This window comes from Streptomyces sp. NPDC017993 (assembly GCF_044328065.1).
GTDB lineage: Bacteria > Actinomycetota > Actinomycetes > Streptomycetales > Streptomycetaceae > Streptomyces.
Window position 1 is genome coordinate 116801 of the sequence record NZ_JBIRGO010000001.1, and the last position, 22026, is coordinate 138826.

The following is a 22026-nucleotide window of genomic DNA, read 5'->3' on the forward strand; positions in this document are numbered from 1 at the left end:
GGTCGCACAAAGTGGAGAACTTGATCGCGCTGCTTGTCGCGGCACCGCTGGTCGGTGCGGCCCTGCTGTTGTGCGGCGGCAAACGACTGGACCGCGCCGGCCACTGGATCGGCACGCTCCTGGCGGCTGCGTCCTTCGCCGTCGCGGTGGTGCTCTTCGCCGACATGCTCGGCAGGGGCGCCGAGGACCGTGCGCTGCACCAGCACCTGTTCAGCTGGATCCCGGTCGGCGGCTTCCAGGCCGACCTCGCCTTCCAGCTCGACCAGTTGTCGATGACCTTCGTCCTGCTGATCACCGGGGTCGGATCCCTGATCCACCTCTACTCGGTCGGCTACATGGAGCACGACGAGCGGCGCCGCCGCTTCTTCGGCTACCTCAATCTCTTCCTCGCGGCGATGCTGCTGCTCGTCCTCGCCGACAACTACCTCCTGCTGTACGTCGGCTGGGAGGGCGTCGGCCTTGCCTCGTATCTGCTGATCGGCTTCTGGCAGCACAAGCCCAGCGCGGCCACCGCCGCCAAGAAGGCGTTCCTGGTCAACCGCGTCGGTGACGTCGGCCTGTCCATCGCGATCATGCTGATGTTCACGACGTTCGGGACGTTCGCCTTCGGGCCGGTGTTCGCCGCGACCGGCGAAACCGGCGAGGGCAAGCTGACGGCCATCGGGCTGATGCTGCTGCTGGCCGCCTGCGGCAAGTCGGCGCAGGTGCCGCTGCAGTCCTGGCTGGGGGACGCGATGGAGGGCCCGACCCCGGTCTCGGCCCTGATCCACGCCGCCACCATGGTCACCGCCGGCGTGTATCTGATCACCCGCTCCGGAGCGATCTTCAACGAGGCCCCGGACGCCCAGACGGCCGTCGTCGTGGTCGGCGCGGTCACGCTCCTCTTCGGTGCGATCGTCGGTTGCGCCAAGGACGACATCAAGAAGGCACTGGCCGGCTCGACGATGTCGCAGATCGGCTACATGGTCCTGGCCGCCGGCCTCGGCCCGATCGGCTACGCCTTCGCGATCATGCACCTGGTCACCCACGGCTTCTTCAAGGCGGGCCTCTTCCTCGGCGCCGGTTCCGTGATGCACGGGATGAACGACGAGGTGGACATGCGCCGTTACGGCGGTCTGCGCAAGTACATGCCGATCACCTTCATCACCTTCGGCCTCGGCTATCTGGCGATCATCGGGTTCCCGGGCCTCTCCGGGTTCTTCTCCAAGGACAAGATCATCGAGGCGGCCTTCGCCAAGGGCGGCACCGAGGGCTGGATCCTCGGCGGCGCGGCCCTGCTGGGCGCCGCGATCACCGCGTTCTACATGACGCGGGTGATGCTGATGACGTTCTTCGGCGAGGAGCGCTGGCGCAAGGCGCCGGCCCCTTCGCCGTCGGCCGTCGAGCTCGCCGCGGAGCCGCGCGGCGAGTACACCGCCCCGCATCCGCACGAGTCCCCGAAGTCCATGACGATCCCGATGATCGTGCTGGCCTTCGGATCGGTCTTCGCCGGCGGGCTGTTCAGCATCAACGAAGTCTTTGTGAAGTGGCTGGAGCCGGTCACCTCCTTCGAGCACGGCCACTCGCCGCTCAGTGCCACCGCGGTCACCTCCGCCACGGTCGTGGTGATGCTCATCGGCGTCGGCATCGCCTGGCTGATGTACGGCCGCAAGCCCGTCCCGGCGCTCGCCCCGCGCGGCTCGCTGCTGACCCGGGCCGCCCGCCGCGATCTGCTCCAGGACGACTTCAACCACGTCGTCCTGGTGCGTGGCGGCGAGCACCTCACCCGCACGCTCGTCTACCTCGACCACTCCCTGGTGGACGGCGCGGTCAACGGCACGGCGGCCACGATGGGCGGACTCTCCGGCAGGCTGCGCCAGTTGCAGACCGGCTTCGTCCGCTCCTACGCAGTACAGATGTTGGGCGGGGCCGCCGTGCTCGTCGCCGCGACCCTGCTGATGAGGGGTGTCTGAGCCATGTCCTTTCCTCTGCTGACGGCGACCGCCGTGGTGCCGGCGATCGGAGCGATCGCCACCGCCGCGGTGCCCGCCGCCAAGCGCACCGCGGCCAAATGGCTGGCGCTGCTGTTCTCGCTGGCCACCTTCGTGCTGGCCATCGTGATCGCGGTCCGCTTTCGGCCCGGGGCCGAGGGGCCCTTCCAACTGACCGAATCACACGCCTGGATCAGCGACTTCGGGGTCCGCTACGAACTCGGCGTGGACGGCATCGCGGTCGCCCTGATCGCGCTGACCGCCCTGCTGATCCCCTTCGTGATCCTGGCGGGCTGGCATGACGCCGACCCGCTGGAGACCCCGGCCGGCGACGACCCGGCCGCAACGGACGCCGGTCGGCGCTGGCGGCCCACCCAGGGCTTCTTCGCACTGATCCTGGCCGTCGAGGCGATGGTGATCATCTCCTTCGAGGCCACCGACGTCTTCCTCTTCTACATCTTCTTCGAAGCCATGCTGATCCCGATGTACTTCCTCATCGGCGGCTTCGGGGACCGTGCCGGGCAGCACGGCGAGGAGCAGGCCGCCACCCAGCGCTCGTACGCCGCGGTGAAGTTCCTGCTCTACAACCTCGTCGGCGGTCTGATCATGCTGGCCGCGGTGATCGGGCTGTACGCCGCCACCGCCGACCAGCTCGGCACCGGCACCTTCTCGCTGCAGCAGATCGTCGAGGCGCGGGCGTCCGGCCAACTGGACCTCGGCACCGGCACCGAACGGCTGCTCTTCCTCGGCTTCTTCTTCGCCTTCGCGGTGAAGGCGCCGCTGTGGCCGCTGCACACCTGGCTGCCCAACGCCATGGGCGAGTCGACCGCGCCGATCGCGGTGCTGATCACCGCGGTCGTCGACAAGGTCGGCACGTTCGCGATGCTCCGCTTCTGCCTCCAGCTCTTTCCCGAGGCCAGCAGCTGGGCCACCCCGGTGATCCTGGTGCTCGCGGTGATCAGCGTGATCTACGGCGCGCTGCTCGCCGTCGGCCAGCGGGACATCAAGCGTCTGATCGCCTACGCCTCCATCTCCCACTTCGGGTTCATCGTCCTGGGCATCTTCGCGATGACCTCCCAGGGCCAGGGCGGCGCGACGCTCTACATGGTCAACCACGGCATCTCGACCGCCGCGCTGATGCTGGTGGCCGGCTTCCTGATCAGCCGCCGCGGCTCGCGCCTGATCGCGGACTACGGCGGCGTCCAGAAGGTCGCCCCGGTCCTCGCGGGCACGTTCCTCATCGGTGGGCTCGCGACCCTCTCGCTGCCCGGCCTGGCACCGTTCATCAGCGAATTCCTGGTCCTGGTCGGCACGTTCAGCCGCTACCCGGTCATCGGCATCATCGCCACCGCGGGCATCGTCCTCGCCGCGCTCTACGTCCTCGTCCTCTACCAGCGGACGATGACCGGGCCGGTGAAGGAGGAGGTGCGCGGCATGCCGGACCTCAAGGTCCGCGAGCTGGTCGTGGTCGCGCCGCTGATCGCGCTGCTGCTCTTCCTCGGGGTGTACCCCAAGCCGCTCACCGACATCGTCAACCCGGCGGTGGACCACACCCTTTCCGTGGTGGACAAGAAGGACCCCAAGCCCGCTGTGCGGGTGGACGCCGTGCCCGGCGGAGGCCACGGCCCCGCCGCGCGTGATCAAGACGTGGAGGCCGCGAAGTGAGTTCCGTGGCAAGTGTCCACAGCCTGTGGGCAGTGGCGGCCGAGGTGCCGGGCAAGATCCCGGCGCCGCACATCGAATACGCCCAGCTCTCGCCCACGCTGATCGTCCTCGGTGCCGCGATCGTCGGTGTCCTGTTCGAGGCGTTCCTGCCGCGCCGCAGCCGCTATTACGCCCAGCTGCTGCTGTCCGTGGTGGCGCTGGCCGCCGCGTTCGCCGCGGTGATCGGTCTGGCCGCCGGCGGCTTCGGCTCGTCCAAGGCGCATATCGCCGCGATGGGCGCCATCGCCGTCGACGGCCCCGCGCTGTTCCTGCAGGGCACGATCCTGCTGGTCTCCCTGATCGCCGTCTTCACCTTCGCCGAGCGCCGGCTCGACCCGGCGGCGCACGGCAATCGGGTGGACTCCTTCGCCGCCCAGGCCGCCGCGGTGCCGGGCGGCGAGGCGGAACGGGCCGCGGTCAAGGCCGGTTTCACCACCACCGAGGTCTTCCCGATCGTCCTCTTCGCGGTCGGCGGCATGCTGGTCTTCCCGGCGGCCAACGACCTGCTGACGCTGTTCATCGCGCTGGAGGTCTTCTCCCTCCCGCTGTACATCCTGTGTGCGCTGGCCCGCCGTCAGCGGCTGCTGTCGCAGGAAGCGGCCGTGAAGTACTTCCTGCTCGGTGCGTTCTCCTCCGCCTTCCTCCTGTTCGGCGTCGCCCTGCTGTACGGCTACGCCGGCACGGTCACCTACGCCGGGATCGCCGAGGTCGTCGCGGACGGCGCCAAGCAGATCGATCCGGCGCTGGCCGGGACGATGGGCAATGACGCGCTGCTGCTGATCGGCGCGGCGCTGGTGCTGATGGGCCTGCTGTTCAAGGTCGGTGCGGTGCCCTTCCACATGTGGACGCCGGACGTCTACCAAGGCGCCCCGACGCCGGTCACCGGCTTCATGGCGGCGGCAACCAAGGTCGCGGCCTTCGGTGCGCTGCTGCGCCTGCTGTACGTCGTCCTGCCGGGCATGCGCTGGGACTGGCGGCCGGTGATGTGGGGCGTCGCGATCCTCACGATGCTGGGCGGTGCGATCGTCGCGATCACCCAGACCGACATCAAGCGGCTGCTGGCCTACTCCTCCATCGCGCACGCCGGATTCATCCTCGCCGGTGTCATCGCCACCAGCGAGGACGGCGTCTCGTCGGTGCTCTTCTACCTCGCGGCCTACTCCTTCGTGACCCTCGGCGCCTTCGCCGTGGTCACCCTGGTGCGGGACGCGGGCGGCGAGGCCACGCATCTGTCCAAGTGGGCGGGGCTCGGACGGCGTTCGCCGCTGGTGGCCGCGGTCTTCGCGATCTTCCTGCTGGCCTTCGCCGGTATCCCGCTGACGTCCGGCTTCGCCGGAAAGTTCGCGGTGTTCAAGGCGGCGGCGCAGAGCGGCGCGGGCTGGCTGGTCGTCGTGGGTGTGATCTCGTCGGCGATCGCGGCGTTCTTCTACATCCGGGTGATCGTGCTGATGTTCTTCAGCGAGCCGAAGGCGGACGGCCCGACGGTCGCCGTGCCCAGCCCGCTGACGACGACGGCCATCGCGATCGGTGTCGCGGTCACGCTGGTGCTCGGTCTGGCGCCGCAGTACTTCCTGGACCTGGCAGGCCAGGCGGGGGTCTTCGTACGCTGAGGTCCGCCTGTCACCGCAGGCGAGGCGCATGCAGTCGGCCGCCGCCCGGGACCCTGAGGGGTGCCGGGCGGCGGCCGTCGTCCGTGGCGTGGGTCAGCTGCCGTCGGGCACGCCGCTGGGCAGCTGCGGCATGTCCGGGATCTTCACCTTGCCGTCGGTGGACTTGGTGTACTTCTCGGTGGGGCCGTTCTTCCAGTTGATCGTCAGGCTCTTGCCGTCGGCGCCGGACTTGAGAGTGCCCATGGTGCGGGTGGTGTCCCCGTCGGTGCACTTGAGCGCGGCCATGGTCATCCCGGCCATCTCCTGGATCTTGCCGATGCAGGCCGCCTTGTGCCCGTTGCTGAGCGCGACGGTGCCCTTGCTGATGGCGAGGATGAGCTGGCCGTCCGCCGACTTCGTCGTCCAGGCGCCCTCGATCGTCTTGCTGTCCGCGGGCTTGTCGCTGCCCGGAGTCGACGGTCCGGCCTCCGGCTGCTTGCTCGGAGCGCTCTCCTTGCCACTGTCGCCGCTGCTGCCGCAACCGCTGAGCAGCATCGCGGCGATGGCGGCCGCCCCGGCGAACTGTGCTGCCTTGCGCACGTACGTCTCCTCCGTTGTGGGACAGGGAGACGTGAGGCTAGCAGCCGGACCGCGGGCCGGGGGGGGCGGTGCGCAGGCGTGCGGCGGGTTGCGGCAGCGCCGGTGCGGAGTTGGTGTCCGGCTGTGACGTGGCAGGCCGGCGCGGGGGCCGAACCGGACGGGCCCTGGTCGTGGGCCGCACCGGTTCCTGCCCGGCGCCGCGCCCGGCCCCGGTGCCCTCGGGCACCCGTCCCAGGGGCCGTGTCCCTCTGGCGCCTCCTGCCCTGCTCGGCCGTACCGGCCGCCTCTGCGGCTGCTCCCGCTACCCGCCGGAGTTCGCCGAGTTCTTGTCCTCTTGGACGGCACGGTGCACCGCCCGCACCGTCCAGACCTCCTTGACCAGACGCCTGAGGTCGCGGCGCAGGGGCCGGAAGCCGCTGCCGGGCAGCAGCTTCGCGTCCAGCCCCGTCGCCGAGACCAGGGCCGCGAGGAGACGGGTGCGGTGGTCGGGGAGACCGGCCTCGACCGCGGCACGGAAGCGGGCGTGCGCCGGGCCGAGGAAGTCCACCGGGCCGGCCGGGTAGCGGGTGTGCGGGAAGAGGCCCAGGGCGCGCCGGGCCTCCCTGCGAAGCGCGCCGCGCTCCTCCAGCCGCCGCAGGCACGGCCCCTGCGCGGACCGGCCCGCGCGGCGGACCCACCGGTGGGCCCGCACTCCGTTGCGTTTCGCCGGGCCGGGGAGCGCCGCCAGAGCCGCGTCCAGCACCGGATCGTTCAGCGGCAGCGGTGTCGTGACCGCGATGCGGTCGCCGCGCTCGACGGTGACCCGGCCGGCCGCCTCCAGGTCGACGAGCGCGGCGCCGGCCAGGCCGTACCCCAGGTACGCCTGCCGGATCACGGGCCTGCCGCGGACCGGGTCCCAGGCCAGCAGCAGCAGTTCCTCGGCGAGCGTGAGGGCATACGGCGCGGTGCCCGTCACGTCGCGTCGCGAGCCGGGGTGCGCTGCCCCGCCGATCCGGCGTGCACCGCGCCGTTCGCCCCGGCGGCCGGCGCGGGCAGGATCCGGCCCGTGACCTCGCCGAGGCCAATGCGGGCGCCGTCGGGGCCGGGTGCCCAGGCGGTGAGCGTGACCTCGTCGCCGTCCTGGAGGTAGGGGCCCTTGCCCTGGGTGAGTTCGAGGAGGCAGCCCAGCTGGTCGGGCTCGGGCCCGGAGACCGTGCCGGAGGCGAACAGGTCGCCGGTGCGCAGCGAGGCGCCGTTGACCGTCATATGGGCGAGCTGCTGGGCGGCCGTCCAGTACATGGCCGAGAACGGCGGGCGGGAGATGGTCTCGCCGTTGACGGTCACCTCGATACGCAGATCGAGTCCGCCCGGTTCGACGTCCGCGTCGTCGAGGTAGGGCAGCAGCGGGAAGTCCCGGGCGGGCGGCGGCGTGCGGGCCTCGTCGAGGGCGTCGAGGGGCGTGATCCAGGCGGAGACGGAGGTCGCGAAGGACTTGCCGAGGAAGGGGCCGAGCGGCACGTACTCCCACGCCTGGATGTCGCGCGCGGACCAGTCGTTGACGAGGCAGACGCCGAAGACGTGGTCGCGGAAGCCGTCGAGGCCGACCGGCTCGTGGAGGGTGGACGGGGCGCCGACGACGAACCCGACCTCGGCCTCGATGTCCAGGCGGGTGGAGGGGCCGAAGGACGGGGCGGGATCCGCCGGGGCCTTGCGCTGGCCGCTGGGGCGTACCACCGGGGTGCCGGTGACGACCACGGTGCCGGACCGGCCGTGGTAACCGATCGGCAGATGCTTCCAGTTGGGGGTGAGCGCCTCGCCGTCCGGGCGGAAGATCCGGCCGACGTTCGTGGCGTGGTGCTCGCTGGCGTAGAAGTCGACGTAGTCGGCGACCTCGAAGGGGAGGTGCAGGGTGACGTCGTCCAGCGGGTGCAGGAGCGGGGCCACGGCGGGTCGGTGCGCGGGGTCGGTCAGGGCGCCGCGGACGGTCGCGCGGACCTCTTGCCAGGCGGTGCGGCCGGCGGCCAGCAGCGGGTTGAGTGTCGGCGCGGCGAGCAGCTCGGCGTGCGGGGTGAGGACGGCGCCGGACAGTGCGCTCAGGTCGAGGACGTGGCTGCCGTAGCGGACGCCGATGCGGCGCCGTTCGGGTGCGTCGGTGGTGCTGAACACGCCGTAGGGGAGGGTGTGCGGGCCGAAGGGATCGCCTTCCGCCAGGTCGAACGGGCTCTGCTCGGGCATGGACAGCTCCTCGCGTGCGTCGTCGCCGGTGGGCGGCCGGGCCGGCCGGGGTCGGGTGTCCTGGCCGGTCGGTCGACGGACCGGCCACGACCGGTCCGTCCGACGCTCAGCGTACGGGCGGCCGGGGCGTCGCGGGGCGGCCTGTGGAGGGACGAACCGGGCAGTTGGCGGGGTGGCCCGTAGACCTTGCCCCATGTCGGTGCAATGTCCGGAAAACCCGGCGGGGCAGGGGCCGTACGCGTCCGGCTCCGTACAGCGCGAACGCCCTGTACGCCCCGGGGGAAGCGCAGCCACCCCCACCCCTGTGCCATGGGTGAGCCATCAGCGAGGATGGCTGAAGAAGGCAGGGTCCTCGCGGCTGTGCGGTCCTCCGGCATCGGCGTGGCCGCAGGGACTCCTGGGGGCCGTGGTGGCTGTGCCGCCTAGTCCCGCGCACGGCAAATCCGCATCAATAGGTGATCAAGAACATTCCGGCCCTGCGGTCGGTTGCTTCCGAGGTGGTTCGAGGGGCGGGCGCTCACGGTGATCGAAGTGGGACCGGATACGCTGACCAATGGTGGAGACAGCGACAGATCGACATTCCGTTTGATCGTCAGCAGACAGGAGTACCCCTCGTGACCGTCGTCGGGCCCTTCGGGCTGAGCGTGCGGGACCAGGCTCTTGAGGCCGATGTCCAGGCCGGGTTGGCGGCTGTCGAGGAGGGCCTGCTGGAGGCCACCAAGAGTGACGTGCCGTTCATCACCGAAGCCGCGCAGCATCTCGTGCGCGCGGGAGGCAAGCGGTTCCGTCCGCTGCTGGTGATGCTGGCCGCGCAATTCGGTGACCCCTACACGCCCGGCGTGGTGCCCTCGGCGGTCGTCGTGGAGCTGACGCACCTGGCGACGCTCTATCACGACGACGTGATGGACGAGGCCGATGTGCGCCGCGGTGTGGCCAGCGCCAACGCCCGCTGGGGCAACTCGCTCGCGGTCCTGACCGGCGACTTCCTCTTCGCCCGCGCCTCCCACATCCTCGCCGACCTCGGTCCCGAGGCGGTCCGGATCCAGGCCGAGGCGTTCGAGCGCCTGGTGACCGGACAGATCCTGGAGACCGCGGGCCCGCGCGACGGCCGTGACCCCGTCGACCACTACCTGGACGTCCTCGCCGGCAAGACCGGCTCGCTGGTCGCCGTCGCGTGCCGCTTCGGCGCGATGATGTCGGGCGCCGAGGAGGCCACGGTCAACATCCTCACCCAGTACGGCGAGCGGCTCGGTACGGCGTTCCAGCTGGCCGACGACGTCCTGGACATCGCCAGCGACTCCCACGAGTCCGGCAAGACGCCCGGCACGGACCTGCGCGAGGGCGTTCCGACGCTGCCGGTGCTGCATCTGCGCGCGCGGGCCGAGAGCGACCTGGGCACGCCCGAGGACCGTGCGCTGTGCGAGCTGCTGGCCGGCGACCTCACCGACGACGCTCGGCACGCCGAGGCGCTGGCCGGGCTGCGCGCCCACCCGGCGCTGGAGCAGGCCCGCCGGGACACCGTGCGCTACGCCGAGGAGGCCCGCGCGACGCTGGCCCCGCTGCCGGCGTGCACGGCAAAGGCGGCCCTCGAAGGGCTGTGCGATGCGGTGGTGCACCGCGCGGGGTGACCTGTGTCGGTGCCGATTTCCCCGCGTTGCCGGATTCTCCGTGATGTCCTGGGCATCCCCTAGGGAATGAGCAGCCTCCAGTCGTACGGGCTACGCCGTGCGGTGACCCGGCGTCATCCCTCAGCAGTAGGACGAGTTGCACCCGCGGGCTGACGCCATGCGCCGCTGTATTTGGTGGGATGGAGAACACCACAACGCGGCGGACGGGCCACCACGAGCCCGAGGGTGGACGAGTGCACAGCGCAGCAGCCGCCGCATACGACGGAGGTAGGGCAGATGCCACGGAACGAACCGACCGAGGTCACCGACGAGTGGGGCGGGGGGCGCTCCCCGAGGCGCCGTAAGGCGGTCCGGTACGCCGTGCCGGCCGCGGTGGCGGGGGTGGCGGCGGCGACGATCGGGCTGGTCCCGGCGTTCGCCGGATCCGGTTCTCCCGACCTGCCGCAGATCTCGGCGCAGGAACTGATAGCGAAGATGGCGAAGTCCGATGTCCGCCAGCTGTCCGGCACGGTCCGGGTCAGCGCGGATCTGGGCCTGCCGTCGCTGCCGGGCGGTGGCATCCCCGGCGGCTTCGGCGGCGGAGGCGACCGCGGCAAGAACAGCGCGTCCGCCGACCCGCAGCAGAAGCTGCTGGAACTGGCGTCCGGTGCGCACACCCTGCGCGTCGCCGCCGACGGCCCCGACAGGCAGCGGCTGTCGATCGTCGGTCAGGCTGCCGAGTACAGCCTCATCCACAACGGCGACGACGCCTGGGCGTACGACAGCGGCAGCAACACCGTCGTGCACCGCAAGGCGCCCGGCGGCACCGAGCGCGGCAAGCGGCAGGGTCTGCCCGGAGGCATGCCCAAGGAGCTGCCCCGGGGGCTGCAGAACGCCACCCCGCAGGACCTCGCCAAGGAGGCCCTGAAGGCGGCGGACGCCACCACTTCGGTGGAGGTCGACGGCACGGCGAAGGTCGCAGGCCGGGACGCCTACCAGCTGTCCATCAAGCCCAAGCAGGCCGGCTCGACGGTCGGTGCGATTCGGATCGCCGTGGACGCCGACAACGGCGTGCCGCTGAAGTTCACCCTCACCCCCAAGAGCGGTGGTGCGGCCGTGATCGACGTCGGCTACACCAACGTCGACTTCACCCGGCCGGACGCGAGCACCTTCGCCTTCACGCCGCCGAAGGGCGCGAAGGTCGTCAATGCCAAGGAGGCCGCCACGGAGCAGGCGGGCGCCGCAGGTCACCCCGGCAGCAAGGACCGCGCACCGGGCAAGGGCCGCGCACCGGGCCAGGACTCCGGGCCGGGCAAGGACTTCACGCCCGGCGGCCACGGCGCGCCGGGCAAGGGCCTGAAGGACGCCGACGGCCCCGGCGGAGTGAACGTCATCGGCAAGGGCTGGACCTCGATCGCCACGATCAAGGGTGCCGGCGCCGGGCTGCCCTCCGGCAAGGACAAGGGCGCCACCGGGGACGCGGGCAAGTTCCTGGACAGCATCGGCGAGAAGGTCACCGGCGGTTTCGGCTCCGGCCGGGTCTTCAGCACCCGTCTGGTGAACGCTCTGGTCACGGACGACGGCACGATCTACGTCGGTGCCGTCGACAAGGACTCCCTGATCGCAGCGGCCGACGGCGCCAAGTAGCGGCCAACCGCGGCCCCGGTGCGCCGGGGCCGCGGCGGTGGCTCCGCGGGAGGCGAACCGCGGAGCAGCGCACCGGCCCCCCGGGGGATGGCCCGGCGCGCCGGTGCGCCGTTACGCCGGGCACCGGACGAACCTGCGGCAGGATGAGCCGGGCGGGCCGTCACACCGGGCCCGCTCCGTACGGCGCCCGCGGGCGGCGCACCTCGCAGGCACGCCGTACGCCATGCCATGACGATGGGGAGCCGATGACACAGCCGCCCTACGCGGGCGCCCGCGCCCGTCCGCAGGCCAGTGGATCCGTGCCCGCGCAACAGCCGCCGGCCGGGGAACGGGTGATCGAGACGCGCGGGCTGACCAAGTCCTACCGCGGCGGCACGCTCGCCGTCGACGGCCTGGACCTCGCCGTACCGCGCGGCAGCGTCTTCGGCTTCCTCGGCCCCAACGGCTCGGGCAAGACCACCACCATCCGCATGCTGATGGGGCTGATCGAACCGACCGCCGGCCGGGTGCGGGTGCTCGGCCACCCGATGCCCGACGCCGGTCGCCTGGTTCTGCCCAAGGTCGGCGCACTCATCGAGGGGCCGGCCCTCTACGGCTTCCTCAGCGGCCGCGGCAATCTGCTGCGCTTCGACGCCGCCGACCCGACCGCCGACCCCCGCACCCGCGCCCAGCGGGTCGGGCTGGCCCTGGAGCGGGTGGGTCTGGCCGCCGCGGCCGGCAAGAAGGCGCGCGCGTACTCTCTCGGCATGAAGCAGCGGCTCGGCCTGGCCGCGGCCCTGCTCCAGCCCCGGGAGCTGCTGGTTCTCGATGAGCCGACCAACGGCCTCGACCCCCAGGGCATGCGGGAGATCCGCACCCTGATCCGGGGGCTGGCGGCGGACGGCACCACCGTCTTCCTCTCCTCACACCTCCTCGACGAGATCGAGCAGGTCTGCACACATGCCGCCGTGATGTCCCGCGGGCGGCTGGTCACCCAGGGCACGGTCGCCGACCTCTCCGCCACGGTGCCGGAGCCGCGCGGCCCCGGCAGCCTGACGGTGACGACACCCGATACCGCCGACGCGGTCCGCGTCCTGAAGGAGTTCGGCGTGCGGAGCCTCCAGGTCGCCGACGACCGGGTGACCGGAGAGCTGCCGACGGCCGCCGGGCTGCCCGCCCTGCCGGGACAGGCCGGCGGCCCGGACGGCCCCGACACCCGCCGGAGATCCGAAGCTCCCCTCGAACTCGCCGACCTCAACGCCGCGCTCGTCCACGCCGGGGTACGTGTCCGTGCTTTCGGCGCAGACGGCGCCTCGCTGGAGGACGTCTTCGTGCACCTGACCGGAGAGGGCTTCGATGTCGCAGGCTGAGGCGGTTCCGTACGGTCCCCGACCGCTGTGGTCGCTGGGGCTGCTGCGGAGCGAGATCGGTATGACCTTCCGGCGGGTGCGCACTCTCGCGCTGCTCGCCGTACTGGCGGGCGTGCCGGTCCTGATCGGCATCGCCGTCAAGATCGAGACCGGCGACGGCGGTACCGCGGGTGGCGGCGGAGGCCCGGCCTTCCTCTCGCAGATCACCAACAACGGGCTCTTCCTCGTCTTCACCTCGCTCGCCGCCACGCTGCCGCTCTTCCTGCCGATGGCCATCGGGGTGATCGCGGGCGACTCGATCGCGGGGGAGGCCGGTGGCGGAACGCTGCGCTATCTCCTCGTCGCCCCCGCGGGACGCACCCGACTGTTGCTGGTCAAGTACGCCGCGACGATGGCCTTCTGCCTGGTGGGCGCGCTGGTCGTGGCCTTGTCGGCGCTGCTGACCGGCGCGCTGCTCTTCCCCCTGGGGGAGGTGACCCTGCTCTCCGGTACGACCGTGTCCTTCGGCGAGGGGCTGCTGCGCGCGCTGGCCATGGCGGGAGTGGTGGCGCTCTCGCTCATCGGGGTGGCCGCCATCGGTCTGTTCATCTCGACGCTCACCCACAGCGGTATCGCGGCGATGGCGACCACCGTCGGGCTGCTGATCACCGTGCAGATCCTGGACACCGTCCCGCAGTTGGAATCCATCCAGCCGTATCTCTTCCCGCACTACTGGCTGTCCTTCGCGGATCTGCTGCGCGACCCCGTCTACTGGGACCAGCTGCAGAAGAACCTCGGGCTCCAGGCCCTGTACGCCGCTCTCTTCGGCTCGGCGGCCTGGGCGCGGTTCACCACCCGGGACGTCACGGCGTAGCAGGGGGCGGGGGAACTCCGGCCCGCCGTCAGGGCTTGGCAGGCCCCGTGGGGGCCTCCGGGGCCTGCGTCGGGGTCTCCAGCACGGTCGCTTCCACCGCGCCCTGAGCCGCCGCGGCCTGTGCTGCCGCTCGTGCCGCTTCGGCCGCCGCCTCGCCGGCCCGCGCGCCGGCCTCGCGCAGGGCGGTGCGTCCGCGCCGGGAGGTTCGCAGCGCGTCCCAGGTGAGCACCGACAGCGCCAGCCACACCAGGGCGAATCCGGCCCAGCGCTCGGGCGGCATCTCCTCGTGGAAGACCGTCAGGCCGAGGACGAACTGGAACGTCGGCGCCAGATACTGCATCATCCCGATCGTCGTCAGCGGCAGCCGCACCGCCGCGGCACCGAAGCAGATCAGGGGTACCGCGGTCGCGATGCCGCAGGCCGCGAGGAGCAGCGCCTGGCCCACGCCACCGCTGGTGAAGCTGGACTCGCCACGGCTGCCGAGGAAGACCAGAAAGCCCAGGGCGGGCAGCACCTGGAGGGCCGTCTCGGCGCTGAAGCCTTCGATGCCGTCGAGCTTGATGCCCTTCTTGACCAGCCCGTACGTCGCGAACGAGAAGGCCAGCCCGAGCGCGATCCAGGGCACCTTGCCGTAGGCGACGGTCATCACGACGACGGCGGCGGTACCGACGGCGACGGCCGTCCACTGCAGCGGCCGCAGGCGCTCCCGCAACACCAGCACGCCGAACGCGATGCTGACCAGCGGGTTGATGAAGTAGCCCAGGGAGGCTTCCAGGACGTGCCCGGCGTTGACCGCCCAGATGTAGAGGAACCAGTTCACCGAGATGACGCACGCGCAGACCAGGATCAGCCCGAGCCGCCCGGGGCGGCGCAGGAGCGGGCGTATCCAGGCCCAGCGGCGCAGCACGGCCAGGATGATGACGGCGACGGGCAGGGACCACGCCATGCGGTGGGCCAGGATCTCCGACGGGGAGGCCGCGTCCAGCAGGTGCCAGTAGAGCGGCAGCAGCCCCCACATGCCGTACGCGGCGAGGCCGTAGGCGAGTCCTGTGCGCTGATCGCTTCGAAGCTGCAAGGGGCCCTCCCGGTGGTGCTGCGTCGACCTGTGAAAGGTAGCGTCGGACGGCGCTCTTGTCATGCCCGTAAACAAAGACGGTCATGACGTCCGGGCGTGGGGGAGCGTCAGCTCTGCGCCGGCAGGTCCTTCAGCGCCTCGGCGATCGCCTCGGCGATGGGTGTGGTCGGGCGGCCGAGCAGACGGGAAAGGTCACCGGGGGTGCAGCCCAGCTCGCCCCGGGCGATCCCGGCGTCCGCGTCGGCGACCAGCTGCGCGCCCATCGCCGGCACACCCGCGTCGATCAGCACCGCCGCGTACCGTTCCTGCGGCAGATCCTGGTAGCGGATCTGCCGCCCCGTCTGCCGGGACACCTCGGCCGCGTACTCGGCCATCGTCCACGCGGTGTCCCCGCTCAGCTCGTGCACGGAGTTCTCGTGGCCGCTGCCGGTGAGGACGACCGCAGCCGCCTCGGCGTAGTCCTGGCGCGCGGCGGTGGCCACCCGGCCGCCGTCCGCGCTGCCGACCACCACCCCGGTCCTCAGCGTGGTGGCGAGCGCGCCGGTGTAGTTCTCGTGGTACCAGCCGTTGCGCAGCAGGCTGTACGGCATTCCCGACGCGAGCAGCGCCTGCTCGGTGGCGATGTGTTCCTCGGCGATGCGGAAGGTGGCCGTCGGCCCGCCCAGCACGCTGGTGTAGGCGAGCAGCCCGACGCCCGCCTCCCGGGCGGCGTCGATGACCGCCCGGTGCTGGCCGACGCGCTGCCCGGCCTCGTTCCCGGAGATGAGCAGTGCCCGGTCGCCGGCCGCGAAGACGTCCTGGAGAGTGTCGGGCCTGCGGTAGTCGGCGATCCGCACGTCGACGCCGCGCGCCGCGAGATCCGCCGCCCTGGCCCGGTCGCGGGCGACCGCGACGATCTCGTCCGCCGCCGCCCGCTCCAGCAGCGCTTCGATGACGAGCCGGCCGAGCGCCCCGGTGGCGCCGGTGACGACGATGGGCATGTGCAACCCCCAGGCGGAGTGGAAGCCGCCAGCATCGCACTCGCTGTCCGTCCGCAGAAGAGACGCGCCGCACCTGCCGGGCCCCCTCTCCGGACGGATCGACGCAGCCGTACCCGGCCCGCCCGCAGCGCTCCGCGCACGACAAACGGGTGCCCGGTACGGAGAGCGCGGCGCGGGCGCTCGTCCTACCGGACACCCGTGGGGGCGTCGCGAAGGGGGCTGGCTCCTTCGGTCAGCCGACGACCGTCCAGGTGTCGTTGCCGGCCAGCAGGGAGGCGAGGTCGCCCTTGCCCTTCTGCTCGATGGCGGAGTCGAGCTGGTCGGACATCAGCGTGTCGTAGACCGGCCGGTCTACACTGCGCAGCACACCGATGGGGGTGTGGTGCAGGGTGTCGGGGTCGGCCAGCCGGGAGAGGGCGAACGCGGTGGTGGGCGAGGGGTTGTGGGCGTCGTGCACCAGCACACCGCCCGTGCCCTCCTCCCGTACGTCGATGACCTTGAGGTCGCCGGTGGCGGGGTCGCGGACGACGCCCTTGGAACCGAAGCCGTCGGGAGCGAGCGCACCGAAGCGGATCGGCTGGCCGTGCTCCAGGCGGATGACGGCTTCCTCGGCCCGATCCTTGTCCTTGAGGGCTTCGAACGCGCCGTCGTTGAAGATGTTGCAGTTCTGGTAGATCTCCACCAGGGCCGTCCCGGGGTGGGCGGCGGCCTCGCGCAGCACCGACGTGAGGTGCTTGCGGTCGGAGTCGACCGTGCGGGCGACGAAGGACGCCTCGGCGCCGATCGCCAGCGAGACCGGGTTGAACGGCGCGTCCAGCGAGCCCATCGGCGTCGACTTGGTGATCTTGCCGACCTCGGAGGTGGGGCTGTACTGGCCCTTGGTCAGCCCGTAGATCCGGTTGTTGAACAGCAGGATCTTGAGGTTGACGTTGCGCCGAAGGGCGTGGATGAGGTGGTTGCCGCCGATGGACAGCGCGTCGCCGTCGCCGGTGACGACCCATACGGACAGGTCACGCCGGGAGGAGGCCAGCCCGGTCGCGATGGCCGGGGCGCGGCCGTGGATGGAGTGCATCCCGTAGGTGTTCATGTAGTACGGGAAGCGGGAGGAGCAGCCGATGCCGGAGACGAAGACGATGTTCTCCTTCGCCAGGCCGAGCTCGGGCATGAAGCCCTGCACGGCGGCGAGGACGGCGTAGTCACCGCAGCCGGGGCACCAGCGCACTTCCTGATCGGACTTGAAGTCCTTCATGGACTGCTTGGCGTCGGCCTTCGGCACCAGGGAGAGCGCCTCGATCTTCGAGGAGCTCTCCGCGATCGTCTCAGTCATTGATGGCCTCCTTAAAGACCTCCGCGAGCTGCTCGGCCTTGAACGGCATTCCGCTGACCTGGGTGTGCGAGCGCGCGTCCACCAGGTACTTGGCTCGCAGCAGCGTGGCGAGCTGTCCGAGGTTCATCTCCGGCACGATCACCTTGTCGTAACGCGCCAGGACCTCGCCGAGATTCCGCGGGAAGGGGTTGAGATGGCGCAGATGGGCCTGCGCGATGCGCTCCCCCGCGCCCCGTACGCGCCGTACCCCCGCGGTGATCGGGCCGTAGGTCGAACCCCAGCCCAGGACAAGGGTGTCGGCACCCTCGCCGGCCGCGTTCACCGGGTCGTCGACCTCGATGTCGGGCACCTCGATGCCGTCCACCTTCGCCTGGCGGGTGCGCACCATGAAGTCGTGGTTGGCGGGGTCGTAGGAGATGTTGCCGGTGCCGTCCTGCTTCTCGATACCGCCGATGCGGTGCTCCAGGCCCGGCGTGCCCGGCACCGCCCAGGGGCGGGCCAGGGTCTGCTCGTCACGCTTGTAGGGCCAGAAGACCTCGGTGCCGTCCGCCAGCTGGTGGTTGGGGCCGGAGGCGAACTGGACGCGCAGGTCGGGCAGTTCGTCGATGTCGGGGATCCGCCACGGCTCGGAGCCGTTGGCCAGGTAGCCGTCGGAGAGCAGGAACACCGGGGTGCGGTACGTGAGCGCGATACGGGCCGCGTCCAGTGTCGCGTCGAAGCAGTCGGCGGGCGTCCGCGGGGCCACGATCGGCACCGGTGCCTCGCCGTTGCGCCCGTACATCGCCTGGAGGAGGTCGGCCTGCTCGGTCTTGGTGGGCAGGCCCGTCGAGGGCCCGCCGCGCTGGATGGCGACCACGAGCAGCGGCAGCTCCAGCGAGACCGCGAGCCCGATGGTCTCCGACTTCAGCGCGACACCCGGGCCGGACGTCGTGGTGACCGCGAGCTGTCCCCCGAACGCGGCGCCCAGCGCCGCCCCGATGGCCGCGATCTCGTCCTCCGCCTGGAACGTCCGCACACCGAAATTCTTGTGCTTGGACAGCTCGTGCAGGATGTCGGAGGCCGGGGTGATCGGGTACGAGCCCAGGTAGACCGGCAGGTCCGCCTGCTTGCCCGCGGCGACGAGCCCGTAGGACAGCGCGAGGTTGCCGGAGATGTTGCGGTACGTGCCGGTCGGGAACGCCTTCGTGGCCGGCGCGACCTCGTAGGAGACCGCGAAGTCCTCCGTGGTCTCACCGAAATTCCACCCCGCGCGGAACGCGGCGACGTTCGCCTCCGCGATGTCCGGCTTCTTGGCGAACTTCGCCCGCAGGAACTTCTCGGTGCCCTCGGTCGGCCGGTGGTACATCCATGACAGCAGACCCAGCGCGAACATGTTCTTGCTGCGCTCGGCCTCCTTGCGGGAGAGCCCGAAGTCCTTCAGCGCCTCGATCGTCAGCGTCGTCAGCGGCACCGGGTGGACGTGGTACGCCTCCAGCGAGCCGTCCTCCAGCGGGCTGGTGGCGTAGCCGACCTTCGCCATGGGGCGCTTGGTGAACTCATCGGTGTTGACGATGATGTCCGCGCCGCGGGGCACGTCCGCGAGATTCGCCTTGAGGGCGGCGGGGTTCATCGCCACCAGCACGTTGGGCGCGTCGCCCGGGGTGAGGATGTCGTGGTCGGCGAAGTGCAGCTGGAAGCTGGAGACGCCCGGCAGGGTCCCGGCAGGGGCCCGGATCTCGGCGGGGAAGTTCGGCAGCGTCGACAGGTCGTTGCCGAAGGTCGCCGTCTCGGAGGTGAACCGGTCACCGGTGAGCTGCATACCGTCACCGGAGTCGCCCGCGAACCGGATGATGACACGGTCCAATCGGCGGACTTCCTTGCCTCCGCCGCCGTCCCCGGATGAGCGCTGCTCCCCGACAAGCGCTCCGTCGGCCTGCTCGGCTGGGCTACTGACCTGGCTCGTCACTGCTTCGGACCTCCCTCGAGGCGTGGGGCGTCCCCGCCGGAGGCAGGGCTTGGGACGTGTCGTACCGACTGGTTGTCCCCGCTGCATCGTACGTGGGTAAGGGTGTCCTTCCCTGGGTCGATCACATATTGGACGTCAATATGAGACGCCACGCTGTCCCTATTTGTCATGAAATCATCGCCCTCGCCCCCTCTTCTTCAAGACGCTCCGGACTCCTCCATTGGTTCTAGGTCCCGCGTCCTGGTCCTCGTTCGACAGTGCCCCGGCCTGCACTGCTGACAGCCTGTCAGCGGGTCAGGACTTGAGGTAGGTGAGCACGGCAAGGACCCGACGGTGATCCCCGTCACTCTGGGACAGGCCCAGTTTCAGGAAGATATTGCTGACGTGCTTCTCGATCGCACCGTCGCTGACCACCAGCTGCCGGGCGACCGCCGAGTTCGTCCGCCCCTCGGCCATCAGCCCCAGCACCTCCCGCTCCCTGGGTGTCAGCTTGGCCAGCACGTCCTGCTTGCGGCTGCGGCCCAGCAGCTGCGCCACCACCTCGGGGTCCAGCGCGGTGCCCCCTCCCGCCACCCGGGCCACCGCGTCCACGAACTCACGGACCTCGGCCACCCGGTCCTTGAGCAGATAGCCGATGCCCCGGCTCGAACCGGCCAGCAGCTCGGTCGCGTACTGCTCCTCGACGTACTGCGAGAGCACCAGGACGCCCAGATCCGGGTGGTCCCGGCGCAGCCGGATCGCGGCGCGCACCCCCTCGTCGGTGTGCGTCGGCGGCATCCGTACGTCCGCGACCACCACATCCGGCAGCGCCCCCGCGGCCGCCAGCTCCCCGATCGTCTTGATCAACGCCTCGCCGTCACCCACGCCCGCCACGACCTCGTACCCCCGGTCGGTGAGCAGCCGCGTCAGGCCCTCCCTCAGGAGCACCGAATCCTCGGCGATGACCACCCGCACTGTGCGTTCCACGTCTTCCACGAACGGATCCCCCGCGTCTGTTGAAGCTGCGTCGATCCTCAGCATTTCAGGATGGGGGCGCTGGTGGGGCGGCTGAGGCGGATTGGGGTGCGCGGGGCGGGATGGGCGCCTGGGGGAGTGGCGGGATGCGCTGCGCCGGGACGGACGAGGGCCCGCCCACGACCGGGTGTCGCGAGCGGGCCCTCGTCCGTCCGTCGTCCGGACCGCTTCGTGCGCCGGCCTTCGTAGGCCGGCGCCTTCGTCGGCCGGGCTACTTCTTGAAGCCGTAGTCCATCAGCTTCTTCGCGTCCGCCGTGCGGTTGGCCACCGAGGAGGACGTGAGGACCGTGCCGATGACCGTCTTGCCGTTCCGTGTGGCGGCGAAGACCAGGCAGTACTTGGCCTCCGGGCCGGAGCCGGTCTTGACGCCGATGGTGCCGGAGTAGCTGCCGAGCAGGTTGTTGGTGTTCTCCCACGACATGTAGCGGTAGCCGCCGCTCTTCGTCGTGACCTTCTGCTTGGTCGTCTTGGTCTTCACGACCGTGCGGAAGGTGGAGTACTTCATCGCGCTGCTCGCGAGCTTGGTCAGGTCGCGCGGCGTCGAGTAGTTCGAGCCCTGGCCGATGCCGTCGAAGGAATCGAAGTGGGTGTTGTTCAACCCGAGGCTCTTGGCGGTGCTGTTCATCTTGCCGATGAAGGACTTCACGCGCGCGGCCCGCGTGGAGCCGCTGCCGAACTTGTCGGCGAGCGCGTACGCCGCGTCGCAGCCGGACGGGAGCATCAGCCCGTACAGCAGCTGGCGGACGGTGACCTTGTCGCCGACGATCAGCCGGGCCGACGAGGCCCAGTTGTTGTTGACGATGTAGTCGCTGTACGCCTTCTGGACCGTGACCTTGGAATCCAGGTTGAGGTTGCTCTGCGCGAGCACCACCCGGGCCGTCATGATCTTGGTGGTGGAGCCGGTGGAGCGGCGGGTGTCCGCCGCCTTGGTGAAGAGGGTCTTGCCGGTGCCGTTGTTCATCACGAAGCCGCCCTTGGCGACGATCGTGGGCGGCGTGATCGTGGCAGCCTGCGCCGGGGTGGTGAACGCCCCGGCCGCCAGTACGGCTCCCGCGGTGACAACTACCGCAGATACGCGGCGAAAGCCCTTATTGCCGATTTTCAACGTAAATGCTCCAAACGCCCCTGCAGTGCGGACACATGAGAATCCGCTTCACCCATGAGACGCACAAAGGGAGCCGATGGATGCGCCCCGTGACCGCATCTTCATCCGGTCGGGGTCAAGATCCACGTGAACGCCCTACGCGGCGCGAGCGCGGACCGGGCGAGCGGCGGGGCCCAGGGCACGCCGCCCCGCGATGCGGGGCAGGGCATGCCGTCCCCTCCCGGGCAGGCCGTGCCGCGCATCAGTCCTCGCGCCGGGAGGTGCTGAGCAGGCCGCGGACCATCGCCCGGTCCACCTGTGCCAGGCCGTGGATCACCCACGGCGTCGCCAGTACGAGCACCAGGCCGACGCCGCTGGTGGCCCCCACCTCCAGCGGTGTGTCGACGTAGATGCCGTTGCCGTGGGCGTCCCCCCACAGCTGGAGACCCGGCCGGCCGAGGTACTCGACGAATGTCCACCGCCACAGCGGATAGGCCAGCAGGGCCCAGCTGGTGGTCCACAAGGTCACCGAGACGACGAAGGCGAACAGCGCCCAGGGGAAGTGCAGGAGCGAGTGGAGGAGATGCCGCCAGGACGCCCCGCTCCTCAGTACGGCCACCATCCAGCCCGTCAGCCCCGGCCTGGTCGCGCGGACGGGCTCCGGATCGGCGAGGTGTACGCCCAGCAACGCGCGGGCCCGGCCGCGCTCGATACCGCCGAGTGCCCGGCAGCCGGCCAGCCCGCCCGCCAGCAGCGGAAGGCCGAGGAAGGTGACCAGCAGGCCGGCGCCGAGCGAGATCAGCGTTACCGCGTAGGCGAACATCACGACCGACAGCGGCAGGCCGAGGAAGAGGTAGAGGAACTCCCGCCAGGTGCGCCCGGAGAGCGGGGCGCGCAGCCCCACGGGCACCCGGGAGCCGCGGGGCCGCGGCGCGTATGTGCTGTCCATCGTCTCGTCGTCCGTTCTGCTGCGTCGGAGAGGTCCGTCCGGACGGGACGTACCTGGGGACGGGGCCGGTGTGCCCGGTGTGCCGAGCGCCTGCCGGTGGCCTGTGCGGAGCGGCTCCG

General features: G+C 70.9%; 17 protein-coding genes. 7 read left to right on the top strand and 10 right to left on the bottom strand.

Annotated features, from left to right (window positions below):
- The first annotated feature begins 11 nt into the window (after nt 1-11).
- The 3 genes from nuoL to nuoN are packed head-to-tail and all read left to right on the top strand — an operon-like array spanning nt 12 to nt 5284.
- Nucleotides 12-1952: an NADH-quinone oxidoreductase subunit L gene (nuoL, locus tag ACH4FH_RS00575; protein ID WP_398553532.1), complete on the top strand. Its 1941-nt coding sequence runs from the start codon at nt 12-14 to the stop codon at nt 1950-1952.
- A gap of 3 nt (nt 1953-1955) precedes the next feature.
- The gene (locus tag ACH4FH_RS00580; RefSeq protein WP_398553533.1) at nt 1956-3635 is read left to right on the top strand and encodes an NADH-quinone oxidoreductase subunit M; all 1680 of its coding nucleotides are present in this window, start codon (nt 1956-1958) and stop codon (nt 3633-3635) included.
- A complete protein-coding gene (nuoN, locus tag ACH4FH_RS00585) occupies nt 3632-5284 on the top strand; it encodes an NADH-quinone oxidoreductase subunit NuoN (RefSeq protein WP_398553534.1) in 1653 nt (550 codons plus the stop codon). Before ACH4FH_RS00580 ends, nuoN begins: the two co-directional genes overlap by 4 nt.
- 93 nt (nt 5285-5377) lie before the next feature.
- On the opposite strand, the gene ACH4FH_RS00590 is transcribed toward nuoN, so the two are convergent.
- The 3 genes from ACH4FH_RS00590 to fahA form a co-directional block, all read right to left on the bottom strand.
- Nucleotides 5378-5863, bottom strand: coding sequence for a hypothetical protein (locus ACH4FH_RS00590; protein ID WP_398553535.1), 486 nt, complete (start codon nt 5861-5863; stop codon nt 5378-5380).
- Nucleotides 5864-6164: 301 nt separating this feature from the next.
- Complete coding sequence (locus ACH4FH_RS00595; protein WP_398553536.1) at nt 6165-6818, bottom strand: GPP34 family phosphoprotein; 654 nt, start codon at nt 6816-6818, stop codon at nt 6165-6167.
- Nucleotides 6815-8077, bottom strand: a complete 1263-nt coding sequence (gene fahA, locus ACH4FH_RS00600) for a fumarylacetoacetase (protein ID WP_398553537.1) — start codon at nt 8075-8077, stop codon at nt 6815-6817. The genes ACH4FH_RS00595 and fahA overlap by 4 nt, the downstream gene beginning before the upstream one ends.
- A gap of 614 nt (nt 8078-8691) precedes the next feature.
- On the opposite strand from fahA, the gene ACH4FH_RS00605 reads away from it, so the two are divergent.
- From ACH4FH_RS00605 to ACH4FH_RS00620, 4 genes are all read left to right on the top strand, one after another.
- Complete coding sequence (locus tag ACH4FH_RS00605; RefSeq protein ID WP_398553538.1) at nt 8692-9705, top strand: polyprenyl synthetase family protein; 1014 nt, start codon at nt 8692-8694, stop codon at nt 9703-9705.
- A gap of 276 nt (nt 9706-9981) precedes the next feature.
- The gene (locus ACH4FH_RS00610) at nt 9982-11331 is read left to right on the top strand and encodes an outer membrane lipoprotein carrier protein LolA (protein ID WP_398553539.1); all 1350 of its coding nucleotides are present in this window, start codon (nt 9982-9984) and stop codon (nt 11329-11331) included.
- 245 nt (nt 11332-11576) lie between these two features.
- Nucleotides 11577-12680, top strand: a complete 1104-nt coding sequence (locus tag ACH4FH_RS00615; RefSeq protein ID WP_398553540.1) for an ABC transporter ATP-binding protein — start codon at nt 11577-11579, stop codon at nt 12678-12680.
- Nucleotides 12667-13533 carry an ABC transporter permease gene (locus ACH4FH_RS00620; protein WP_398553541.1) on the top strand — a complete coding sequence of 289 codons (867 nt, stop codon included), beginning with the start codon at nt 12667-12669 and terminating at the stop codon, nt 13531-13533. Before ACH4FH_RS00615 ends, ACH4FH_RS00620 begins: the two co-directional genes overlap by 14 nt.
- Nucleotides 13534-13561: 28 nt before the next feature.
- On the opposite strand, the gene rarD is transcribed toward ACH4FH_RS00620, so the two are convergent.
- From rarD to ACH4FH_RS00655, 7 genes are all read right to left on the bottom strand, one after another.
- Nucleotides 13562-14608, bottom strand: a complete 1047-nt coding sequence (gene rarD, locus ACH4FH_RS00625; RefSeq protein WP_398553542.1) for an EamA family transporter RarD — start codon at nt 14606-14608, stop codon at nt 13562-13564.
- Nucleotides 14609-14715: 107 nt separating this feature from the next.
- On the bottom strand, nt 14716-15588 hold the full coding sequence (locus ACH4FH_RS00630; protein WP_398553543.1) for an SDR family oxidoreductase: 873 nt from the start codon (nt 15586-15588) through the stop codon (nt 14716-14718).
- Nucleotides 15589-15820: 232 nt separating this feature from the next.
- Complete coding sequence (locus tag ACH4FH_RS00635) at nt 15821-16915, bottom strand: 2-oxoacid:ferredoxin oxidoreductase subunit beta (protein ID WP_398553544.1); 1095 nt, start codon at nt 16913-16915, stop codon at nt 15821-15823.
- Nucleotides 16908-18860: a 2-oxoacid:acceptor oxidoreductase subunit alpha gene (locus ACH4FH_RS00640; protein ID WP_398553545.1), complete on the bottom strand. Its 1953-nt coding sequence runs from the start codon at nt 18858-18860 to the stop codon at nt 16908-16910. The genes ACH4FH_RS00635 and ACH4FH_RS00640 overlap by 8 nt, the downstream gene beginning before the upstream one ends.
- A gap of 294 nt (nt 18861-19154) precedes the next feature.
- Nucleotides 19155-19814 (bottom strand): response regulator, encoded by a 660-nt coding sequence (locus ACH4FH_RS00645; protein WP_398553959.1) that lies wholly within the window; start codon nt 19812-19814, stop codon nt 19155-19157.
- A 271-nt stretch (nt 19815-20085) separates the two neighbouring features.
- Entirely contained in the window at nt 20086-20979 is an 894-nt protein-coding gene (locus tag ACH4FH_RS00650) for a D-alanyl-D-alanine carboxypeptidase family protein (protein ID WP_398553546.1), read from the bottom strand.
- 241 nt (nt 20980-21220) lie between these two features.
- Entirely contained in the window at nt 21221-21907 is a 687-nt protein-coding gene (locus tag ACH4FH_RS00655; protein WP_398553547.1) for a sensor domain-containing protein, read from the bottom strand.
- Nucleotides 21908-22026: the final 119 nt, after the last annotated feature.